The sequence below is a fragment of the Ruegeria sp. SATB045 genome (assembly GCF_059613525.1).
The window spans coordinates 124,586-135,033 of record NZ_JBXWSR010000027.1 but is presented as its reverse complement, the minus strand read 5'-3'; the positions used below and the strand labels follow the sequence as shown (position 1 = coordinate 135,033).

The following is a 10,448-nucleotide window of genomic DNA, read 5'->3' as shown; positions in this document are numbered from 1 at the left end:
ACGGCGACTGCCGACAGTGCCGAGACGGAGGAAGTGTCGGATTCCGCGCAGCAGCCGATCGCCTACCAGCCTGGGATAGACCTTGTAAAGCTGGTCGATGTTGGGGATGGAAATGGCTTTCAGGATGCAAATGATCCAGCAGGGCCAGAAGCGCCAGTTTCCGATGGGGACGCAACTTTCCGTATTGAGTTAACCAATACAGGGAATGTGACGCTTACTGGCATCACTATTAGCGATTTCGACAGCGCCACTGGAGAGATCGATTTGTCTGGATCTACTCTTATCGAATCCGGCAACCAAGACGGTATTTTGGATGTAGGTGAAAGCGCATATCTGGAATACACATTGCCGCTCGTGGCGGGTCAGCACTTGAATATAGCTAGCGTTACTACAGACCAAGGCGCCGCTGATGAGGACCCCGCCTATTACTTCGGTCTTGAAAGCGAAGGCCCGGGCGTGCGTACTCCCGGCGGATGGGGAAACAGCTTCAAGCTGCTCAGTTATTGGGATGGTGTGGAAGGTAATGAGATCGAACCGGAAAAAGACGAGTTCCCAGACGGCGAACTAACGTACAACGTTCGCTACGACAGTAACGGAGACGGCGACATAGATGAGAATGACGAAATCTATAATCCAGACAACGACTTGGGTACTGTAGACGCGTTACTAATCGGAGACTACAATAAAAATGGTTATGCCGATGATGGCGAAACCGTAATCTTAATAGATCTCGATGACGCTCTTGATCTTGTCCGGAACGAAGCTGACACTCCGAAGCAAAATAAAATAGATGACGTTGGTCGGCAAGCTGTTGCTACATGGCTGAACTATCTGGCTGGAAATTCAATTACAGATGGCGACGCAGATATTGATAGCGACGACGCAGAGTACTGGATCGATCAAGCTGTGGGATGGCTGCTTGAGCATGGCGACGGAGCTCCAAAGCCCAACGGTGACTCAAAGTTTGATTTGAACGGTCCAATCGTTCGGGCCAGAAGTGAGGCTTGGAAGAGTGAAGGCAAGGATATTTTGGACGCACTGGATGAATACAACAATGAAGGCACTGTAAACGGTGAAGTTAACGCCTTGGATGCCGATGAGGCAAATTCTACGTCAGCTTCGTTACTTTCTGGTGACCAATTCGACTACTTATGATTGTTCCAACAGAAAGGGTCGTTTATGCGTGGTCATAACCAAGTGGGATGAGGAGAAAAGGCATTCCTCATCTGCCCCAACGTACAATTCACAGGCATTCGGGAGGTCTTTGGGGAGCTACAGTGTCTCGTACGCACCTGCAATAAGGAAAAGTCATCGTAAGTTGGTAGATTGACCAACTGCTGATCGTTCCATCATGTTCGAACCTGAGGTATTGAAGCGTTAGTTCCAATAATAAGTGAGGTATATTTGGTGGTAAGCACTGTATTGAATTGATTCTTATTTATATTTAACAGAAGTTTACAGAAATATATGGTTGCTCCTCGGTCCGCCATTGGTATCTTGTTGAACGTCATACGAACCTGACCCAACCGTCACAGTTGGACCAGAAATGTGGTGAACGTTCGACATCGGAAGGCACCCCAAATCAAATTTTCTTTCCACTCTAAAAATCAGATGCCAGGCTGAGCGGCCGTTACCGGGTCGTCCATTGCGTCCGCATCAGTGTTCACCAAGGTCTCGGTCCCGCAGATGATGGCGCAGGCATATAATCCACGTTTTGCGGTTGGGGTTGTGGCCGGGTCGTCGGTTTTGGGGATGATTATTCCACCCTCGGCGATGCTGATCATCTATTCCTTTGTCGCCGAACAGTCCGTAGGGGACATGTTTCTGGCCGGAGTAATACCCGGTATCATGCTGGCAATAGCTTATGTGGGCGCGATCTGGTTGATGGGTCGTTTTACACCTGCATTTGTGGGCGGCCGGGTCGTCGAAGACACCGAATGGATGTCCGGGCGCGAGATCGCATCCAAGACCCTGCCCACATTGTTCATTATCACGGTAGTGCTCGGTGGCATTTACACAGGATGGCTAACCGCTGTCGAGGCGGGTGCAGCTGGGGCACTGGTTGCGCTCGTGATCGCAGTCGTACGCAAGTCCATGACACCAAGAGCGTTCTGGGACGCGTTGCTGGAAACCGGTCACATTACAGCGGCGATCTTGTTCCTGATTACGGCGGCTTCGATCTATAGTCGCATGCTGGGGCTGGCTGGGCTGCCCAATCAGTTGCAGGATTTGCTTGCGGGAAATTCCGCGTCCTTTTGGTCGATCATGCTGCTCTACGTTCTCTTGATGCTTTTTCTGGGAACTTTGCTCGATACGGCGTCCATCATTCTGATCGTCGTCCCGCTGTTCCTGCCCATGGCCGAAGCCCTGGACATGTCGTTGATCTGGTTTGGCATTATCACTGTGGTCGGCGCCGAAATCGGGCTTTTGACCCCGCCTTTGGGCATATCTTGCTTCGTCATCAAATCGACGATCAACGATGACCGAATATCGCTCAAGGATGTGTTCATGGGCGCACTTCCCTTTGCGTTCGTGATGCTGATCGTTCTGTTTATTCTGATCGAGTTCCCGATCCTCAGCCTTGCCCTGATTTAAGGAGGCGCATATGCGCTCTGTTACCAAAGACAATATCACCGACGTGTTCATGGGATACCTGTCCAAGGACACCGATCCGCGGATGAGAGAAATCATGGGGTCTCTGGTCAAACACCTCCATGACTTCGCGCGGGAAACCAACTTGACACATGACGAATGGCGCGCCGGAATTTCGTTTCTGGAGGGATGCGCCGCAGTAGAGACAGAAGACAGGCACGAGTTTGTTCTGGCCTCGGATGTGCTGGGCCTGTCGTCTTTAGTGGATATGCTGCATTCCAGCCCTGACGCGACCAGTTCCTCCGTGCTGGGGCCATTCCATGTCTCTGGCGCACCCCCGTTGCCGATCGGCGGCGATATGAAGCGCCACTACGGTGGGCCGGTTCTGCTTGCTGAAGGCGTGATCCGGGACACCGATGGTAATCCGATTTCCGGTGCAGAACTGGATATCTGGCAAACCGCGCCGAATGGAATGTATGCAAGCCAGGACGAAGAACAGGACACCTATTCATTCCACGCTCTGATGACGGTTGGGGAGGATGGAAAATATGCGTTCACCACGGTCAAACCGGTGGAATACACGGTTCCGTCGGATGGACCCGTCGGAGACATCCTACGGGCGTGTGGGCGCCATCCTTGGCGGCCTTCGCACCTACACTACATTGTCAAGGCTCCTGGCTACCGTTCTTTGGTGACCGAGATTTTCCCCGACGACGATCCTTATCTAGATCAGGACACGGTGTTTGGAGTTCGGGACGAACTGGTGATGACCTATGTCGAACGGCCGGCTTCAGAATTTCCGGACGGGATGGGACTTTCTGGTAAGATCACTGAACCATTCTTGCACGTGAAATTCGACGTGACGCTTGCCAGATTCTGAATAATATCGAGGAGGCATGTGGTGCTGAAACAAATCTGCATTTTGAGTGCCGCGCTGTTTTGCAGCAGTGCCATCGCACAAGAGCGCCCGATCTTTGACGCGCATATTCATTACAGCCACGACGCCGTCAAACTGGTGCCACCAGAACAGGTGGCTAAAATCCTTCGGGATGCGGGCGTGCGGAAAGCACTGGTTTCCAGCTCGGATGACAATGGCACTCAGCTTTTGTTAGCCGCGGCACCGGACATCGTCGTTCCAGCCCTGCGCCCGTACCGTCGTCGCGGTGAAATCAACACCTGGATGCACGATGAATCTGTAATCGACTATTTGGAAGAAAACCTGGCTAAGAATGACTACGAAGCCATCGGCGAGTTTCACGCTTACGGGGACGACATTAAGACGCCGGTTATTCAGCGCATGATTGCACTGGCGAAAGAGCGGAACCTCATTCTACACCACCACGGCGATCGAGAGGCAGTGGACCTGATCTTCGAAACCTGGCCTGAAGCTCGGGTATTGTGGGCGCACTCTGGCTTTGATGATCCAGCGAGCGTTGTTGACGCGCTGAACACGTATCCCAGGCTTTGGGCCGACTTGGCGTTTCGTTCAGACATGGCTTCACGAGGCAGAATTGACCCCGATTGGAAGGAGGCTTTCGAAGCCCATCCGGATCGTTTCATGGTCGGTACGGATACATTTGCGCCGGAACGCTGGTACTATGTCGGCCCCCACGCAGATTTTTCGCGTGAATGGCTGGATTTGCTGCCGGACCAGATTGCGGACAACATCGCCTATGCCAACGCAGAACGTTTGCTGGCATCAGAATGATCCGCAGCGCTGTCTGGTTTATGATTTGGTCCAGCACGGCTTTTGCTTGTGACGAAATTGGGCAACGTATGACTTCGGAAGTTCAAAACGCACCCGAGGTTTATCTGTCTGTCGATGAAATTCCGTTGGCTGAGCCGTTTTCCGTACTGGTTTCTATTTGTAGTGAAACTACCGTGGGCCAAATGCGTGTGGATGCAATCATGCCCGCTCATCGACACGGTATGAACTATACCCCCAAAGTTAGCGCATTGGGCGGCGGAGCGTTCCGTGTTGATGATATGCTGTTTCACATGCCGGGTTTGTGGGAGTTGCAGGTCGATGTCGACATCAATGGCCAATCAGTTTTCTACTCGTCAAAAATTACGCTGAAATGAAGCTGTGGTTTACAGCTGCGCTAATAGCCCTGACAGGTGCAGTGCGTGCAGAGGTCTTGTTGTCTGCAGACGAAATTGAACAAACGCTTTCCTTTGGGCCTTGGCCACCATCCTTCCATTCGGACCCAAGCAATAGAGTTTCGAACAATGCCAGAGCGATCGCGCTTGGAGAGGCCTTATTCAACGATCCGGTGTTGTCCTCCGACGGTGCATTTTCTTGCGCAAGTTGTCATGATCCGGAACAGGCATTTACAACTCCAGAGGCGCGGGCGCTCGGCCGTGTACTGTTAGATCGAAACACTCCATCACTGCGGAACCTGGCCGGACTCCGCTGGTATGGGTGGGGTGGCAAAAGCGATAACCTTTGGGCAGCCAGCCTGCATCCGATCATCGAAGAACAAGAGATGGCGCACAGCCCCGAAAGCCTAAAAACAGCAATCTCTGAAAGTGCTTACATTGATGACTTTGAAGCTATTTTTGGCGTCATCCAAAATCAGGACCCAGAGCTTGTTCTGGTGAATACTGCAAAAGCTCTTTCGGCTTACTTGGAGACTTTGGTTGCCGACCGGACGCAGTTTGATGATTTCCGCGATGCCTTAGAGCGTCGAGATTTTCCAGCTGCCGCCTACTACCCCGAGGCAGCCCAGCGCGGTCTTCAGCTGTTTTTAGGGCGCGGGAATTGCGTATTTTGCCACAACGGCCCGAGGTTTTCCAATAATGAGTTCCACGATGCCGGTGTACCATATTTTCTGAATGAAACCGGGGTCGACGAAGGTCGTTTTGGTGGATTGAACTTTTTACTCTCAAGCCCCTATTCACTGGACGGCGACTGGAATGACGATCCGGATAAGCATGGTGCTTGGGCGGTTCGAAATGTACGCCGGAGCCACGCTGATTTTGGAACCTTCCGCACGCCCAGCCTGCGCGGGGTGGCTGAAACCGCACCCTACATGCATGACGGCAGCCTAAGGGATCTGAACGCTGTGATCCGACATTACAGCAAAATCAATACGGAAAGGCTGCACGCCGACGGTGAAGCCATTCTCTTGCAATTGAATTTGTCTGAGCAAGAGATTGCAGACTTAGTTGCGTTTTTGATGACGCTGTCCACGGCGCCTTACTAAAGCGTTTGTGTTTAAAGCCCGGGAATGGGTTATTTGGTAAGCTGGTTCGGCGACTATCGTTAGCAGTGCCGATGAGGGGGTGCTGCTCGCTCTGGGTCAGAATCGCTTGACGTTTGGGTCGGAAATGGATGACGTGATCGGCTGAATTGTTGAGGTTTTGAAGTCGATTAAGTCCAATATCAGTAACGTTCCACAATCCTGTTGAACGTCACACGAACCCGACCCAACTGTCATAGTTGGATCAGAAAAGTGGTGAACGCTCGACATCAGATGGCACCCCAAGTCAAACAGTCTTTCCACTATTAAAATCAGATGCCACGCTACGATTAGTTGCTGTCAAACATCAGATCGCTTTGATTGCGCGCTACAACTGACCCAAAATCGTGGAAAAGAGCCATGGCAGAAATTGTTCAATGTGTTCGGCTACCTCACGTTTTGCGAAAGTGACAAGTCGCCGCGTTAGTACTAAGTTGAGACTTAAATATTCAAATATTTGACTGCCCAGCTTCTCAGCTTCACCCAGCGCGAGTTCCATATGTCCAAGTTCAAATTTCCTACCGCCTTTACCATTCTGTTCATTCTGATTGCCGTCGTGGCGGCCCTCACATGGGTTATTCCGGCCGGTGAGTATGACCGTCAGATGAACGAAGCTCTGGGCAGCGAAGCGCCTGTCCCGGGCACCTACCACGAAGTCGAGCCGAACCCTCAGGGGCTTACGGCGGTCATCCTTGCCCCGATTGCAGGTATGTACGACCCTAGTCTTCTGGGAAGTTCATCCAGCGCCGCAATTGATGTCGCTTTGTTTGTTCTGGTCATTGGTGGTTTCCTGATGGTTGTCACCAAGACAGGAGCTATCGACGCCGGTATCGGTTGGTTGCTGCACAGGTTGGCTGGGCGGGAAATCCTGATGATCCCAATCCTGATGATCGCCTTTGCCTTTGGCGGGACAAGCTATGGCATGGCGGAAGAATCCCTCGCGTTCTACGCTCTGATTATTCCGGTCTTTATTCGGGCAGGGTATGACTCCTTGACCGGGGTCGCGGTGATCATGCTTGGCGCAGGCATTGGGACCCTGGGCTCAACCTTCAACGCATTTGCGACAGTTGTTGCCTCGCAAGGTGCGGGTATTCCGTTCACGAACGGGATAGTTCTGAGGTTCATTATCCTTGTCCTTTGTCTTGCTGCAGGCATCGCATTCGTCATGCGATACGCATCACGCGTGAAAGCCGACCCGTCATTGTCCGTGGTGGCCGATCAGGCCGAGGAAAACCGGGCGCATTTCCTAAAGGGTTCGGAAGGCGATGATACGTTCCCCGAGATGACCAAGACGCGTTCGATCATTCTGATTCTTTTCGGGATTACCTTCGCTATTATGATCTATGGTGTTGTGGTACTGGGGTGGTGGATGGCCGAAATGTCCGGTCTCTTCCTAGTGATGTCCATCATCGTTTGGTGGGTCGGGAAAACGGATGAAGGGTCCAGAATGGACGAAGGGACCTTTGTGGAAACCTTCGTTGATGGCGCGCGCGATTTGCTGGGCGTTGCCCTGATCATTGGCGTCGCGCGCGGTGTTGTCGTCATTATGGACGCGGGCAAAATTACCGACACGATCCTTGCTGCAGCCGAGGGGTTTGTCTCGGGGCTGAGCGAGTTTGCCTTTATCAACGCGATGTTTGGTATTCAGATCTTGATGTCATTCCTGGTGCCGTCCTCGTCAGGGCTGGCCACGCTTTCGATGCCGATCATGGCGCCACTGGCAGACTTTGCGGGCGTCGGTCGTGACCTTGTGGTTACAGCGTACCAGTCGGCAAACGGATGGGTGAACCTGTTCAACCCGACATTTGCCGTCGTCATGGGTGGGCTAGCCATTGGCCGCGTGTCATACGACAGGTGGCTACGTTTTGTTTTCCCGCTGCTCGTAATTCTGGCCGTGATCATCTGCGCGGCACTCACCGTTGGGGCCATCACTGATCCGGGGATCGACGGGCCCACAACCGAGACTTCAGACACAACATCGAACTGAGCCGTCGCAATGACCGATCGCTCCGCCACAGAGACAACATCGACATCCGGTGCCCTAGGGCTGACGGCTTGTATCGCTCTGGTCGTTGGAAACATGATCGGGTCAGGTGTGTTTTTACTGCCGGCATCGCTTGCACCGTTTGGACCAATTGCAATTGGCGGCTGGGTTTTAACGTCGGCTGGGGCGTTGGTTCTCGCGATCATTTTCGGACGCTTGTCGCGGGTCGTTTCAAAACCTGGTGGCCCCTACGCCTATTCGCAGGAAGCATTCGGAGACTTTGCAGGCTTCATTATTGCCTGGGGGTACTGGATCGCGCTTTGGACCGGGAACGCCGCCGTCGCTGTCGCGTTGGTGGGATATCTGGGATTCCTGTTCCCGATTATCATCGAAGTGCCAATGTACGGCCTCTCGACTGCGTTGGTTGCAATCTGGACGCTCACCTTGGTTAACATCCGAGGGGTCGAAGGCGCTGGTTTGGTTCAGATCGTGACCACCGTGCTCAAACTCGCGCCGCTTATATTGATTGGCACATTGGGTATCTTCTGGATCAACACCGAGAACTATGTTCCGGTCAACCAAAGCGGCACCACGGCGTTTACGGCGATTTCTGCCGCGGCTGCTCTGACGCTTTGGGCCTACCTGGGCCTTGAATCTGCGACGGTTCCCTCTGGCGATGTTATCGAGCCGGAAAAGACCATCCCGCGCGCCACCGTGATCGGCGTGATTATCGCCGCAAGCGTCTATATCTCGGTAACCGCCGTTTCGATGGGCGTCATTCCTGCCGAGCTGCTTGCTGTTTCCGCCGCACCTCTGGCAGCCGTCGGTGAGGTGATGTTTGGTCCCGTTGGCGGCGTCCTTGTTGCTGTGGGCGCGGTGATTTCAACCTTTGGCACTTTGAACGGCTTTACGCTGCTCAGTGGCCAGGTCCCTTACGGTGCCGCTTTGGATCGCGTCTTCCCCGCAGCCTTGGGCCAAAAATCCAAATTTGGAACGCCTGCTAATGCGTTAATCCTGTCGAACGCGTTGGCCTCGGTTTTGATTATCATGAACTATGCGCAAGGGCTGGTCGCCGCATTCAACTTTGTCATTTTGCTCGCCGTTGTCGCCAGCCTGTTGCCCTATGCCATCTGCTCTGTGGCGGAGATTATGATCCGGCTGAAAGGCGGGCAGGTCCTGCATGGCCCGGAATTGGCCAAGGTCGTCGTTCTGGGCGCGCTTGGGTTCATTTATTCGGTCTGGGCCTTCATCGGCTCCGGCGCTGAAACCGTTTTGGTTGGCTCCGTCCTGTTGCTTATGGGCGTGCCAATCCATGTCTGGGTCCGCTGGAGTCAGGCCAATGATATTGAAGACATTCAGAAAACAGATAGTTCGAAAGGAGAGTTGCAATGAAGCTCGGTGTTCATTCCGAGATCGGAAAGCTCAACAAGGTGATCGTCTCGCGCCCTTCTCTGGCGCATGATCGTCTGACGCCACGAAACTGCGAAGAGCTTTTGTTCGATGACGTGATCTGGGTCGAGCAGGCCCGCAAGGACCACGCAGAATTCTGTTCCCTGATGCGGGAACGCGGGGTCGAGGTCTACGACATTCAGGATCTGCTCGCCCAAGCTATCGCAGACGACCCAGCAGCGCGCGCCTTCCTGTTGGACCGTCTGATCACGCCCAACATGGTCGGCCTGGGCTTTTCCGTGGAAATGCGTGCCTGGTTGGACGAGATGGATGCCAAGCTGCTTGCTCGCCATATGCTCGGCGGCATCATCTTTGCAGACCTGCCCAAGGGTATGATCGACGAACAGTTCGGTGATCTGGTTTCTCTGGGCGACTTCATTCTTCCCGCGATCCCCAATGCGCAGTTCCAGCGCGACCCCTCCTGCTGGATTTTCGATGGCGTGACGACGAACCCGATGTTCTGGCCTGCTCGTAAGCCGGAAACCCTGATCATGCGTACGGTGTATCGCCACCATAAGATGTTCAAGGACGCCGAGTTCGAGTTCTGGTGGGGCGATAGCGACGATGATTTCGGCCTCGCCTCGGTCGAGGGTGGCGACGTTCAACCTGTGGGCAACGGCACAGTCTTCATTGGAATGGGCGAACGCACTACCCGGCAAGCCGTCGCTCAGGTGGCGGAAGCGCTGTTCAGGAAGGGCGGTGCCGAGCGTGTCGTCGCCTGTGCGATGCCCAAAAGCCGCGCAGCCATGCATCTGGATACGGTGTTCACTTGTCTTGACCACGACAAGGTCACTGCATTCTCGGAAGTCGCGGACCAGATCACCTGTATCTCGATCCGCCCGGGTGACCGCGGGGACTTGGATATCCACGTGGAAAAAGGGCACCTTTTCGACGTCTACAAAGAAGCGCTGGGGCTGAACTCGCTGGAGGTCATCTCGACCGGTGGCAACGAGTTCCAGGCCGAGCGCGAACAGTGGGATGACGGGAATAACGTCGTGGCCCTCTCGCCCGGTGTTGTCGTTGGCTATGCGCGCAACACGTTTACGAACGGCAAGATGCGCGCAGCCGGCGTCGAGGTGATCGAAATCTCGGGTCAGGAACTAGGGCGTGGTCGCGGCGGTGGCCACTGCATGACCTGCCCGATCGACCGCGACCCCGCCTATTGAATTTACTACGGGTGC

At 53.9% G+C, this 10,448-nt stretch carries 8 protein-coding genes and 1 pseudogene; all 9 read left to right on the top strand.

The features are described from left to right. A partial coding sequence (locus AC2FNR_RS15180; protein WP_496849824.1) for a hypothetical protein occupies positions 1-1,155 on the top strand: 1,155 nt, incomplete at its 5' end. A gap of 480 nt (positions 1,156-1,635) precedes the next feature. Then, a pseudogene (locus AC2FNR_RS15175) lies at positions 1,636-2,595 on the top strand (TRAP transporter large permease); the annotation flags it as partial. A gap of 10 nt (positions 2,596-2,605) precedes the next feature. Beyond that, positions 2,606-3,472 (top strand): dioxygenase family protein, encoded by an 867-nt coding sequence (locus tag AC2FNR_RS15170; RefSeq protein ID WP_496849822.1) that lies wholly within the window; start codon positions 2,606-2,608, stop codon positions 3,470-3,472. A 21-nt stretch (positions 3,473-3,493) separates the two neighbouring features. Continuing rightward, positions 3,494-4,300 (top strand): amidohydrolase family protein, encoded by an 807-nt coding sequence (locus tag AC2FNR_RS15165; protein ID WP_496849820.1) that lies wholly within the window; start codon positions 3,494-3,496, stop codon positions 4,298-4,300. Further along, the gene (locus AC2FNR_RS15160) at positions 4,297-4,674 is read left to right on the top strand and encodes a hypothetical protein (protein WP_170755669.1); all 378 of its coding nucleotides are present in this window, start codon (positions 4,297-4,299) and stop codon (positions 4,672-4,674) included. Before AC2FNR_RS15165 ends, AC2FNR_RS15160 begins: the two co-directional genes overlap by 4 nt. Then, complete coding sequence (locus AC2FNR_RS15155; RefSeq protein ID WP_496849818.1) at positions 4,671-5,798, top strand: cytochrome-c peroxidase; 1,128 nt, start codon at positions 4,671-4,673, stop codon at positions 5,796-5,798. The genes AC2FNR_RS15160 and AC2FNR_RS15155 overlap by 4 nt, the downstream gene beginning before the upstream one ends. A gap of 535 nt (positions 5,799-6,333) precedes the next feature. Next, entirely contained in the window at positions 6,334-7,821 is a 1,488-nt protein-coding gene (locus AC2FNR_RS15150; RefSeq protein ID WP_496849816.1) for a YfcC family protein, read from the top strand. A 9-nt stretch (positions 7,822-7,830) separates the two neighbouring features. Beyond that, the gene (locus AC2FNR_RS15145; RefSeq protein ID WP_496849814.1) at positions 7,831-9,210 is read left to right on the top strand and encodes an amino acid permease; all 1,380 of its coding nucleotides are present in this window, start codon (positions 7,831-7,833) and stop codon (positions 9,208-9,210) included. Continuing rightward, on the top strand, positions 9,207-10,433 hold the full coding sequence (locus tag AC2FNR_RS15140) for an arginine deiminase (protein ID WP_170719940.1): 1,227 nt from the start codon (positions 9,207-9,209) through the stop codon (positions 10,431-10,433). The genes AC2FNR_RS15145 and AC2FNR_RS15140 overlap by 4 nt, the downstream gene beginning before the upstream one ends. The last annotated feature ends 15 nt before the right edge of the window (positions 10,434-10,448 follow it).

Bases quoted from the DNA above. Each gene is read 5' to 3' on its own strand.
- AC2FNR_RS15150 (WP_496849816.1), top strand. From the start codon at position 6,334: ATGTCCAAGTTCAAATTTCCTACCGCCTTTACCATTCTGTTCATTCTG.
- AC2FNR_RS15155 (WP_496849818.1), top strand. From the start codon at position 4,671: ATGAAGCTGTGGTTTACAGCTGCGCTAATAGCCCTGACAGGTGCAGTG.
- AC2FNR_RS15145 (WP_496849814.1), top strand. From the start codon at position 7,831: ATGACCGATCGCTCCGCCACAGAGACAACATCGACATCCGGTGCCCTA.
- AC2FNR_RS15140 (WP_170719940.1), top strand. From the start codon at position 9,207: ATGAAGCTCGGTGTTCATTCCGAGATCGGAAAGCTCAACAAGGTGATC.
- AC2FNR_RS15170 (WP_496849822.1), top strand. From the start codon at position 2,606: ATGCGCTCTGTTACCAAAGACAATATCACCGACGTGTTCATGGGATAC.
- AC2FNR_RS15160 (WP_170755669.1), top strand. From the start codon at position 4,297: ATGATCCGCAGCGCTGTCTGGTTTATGATTTGGTCCAGCACGGCTTTT.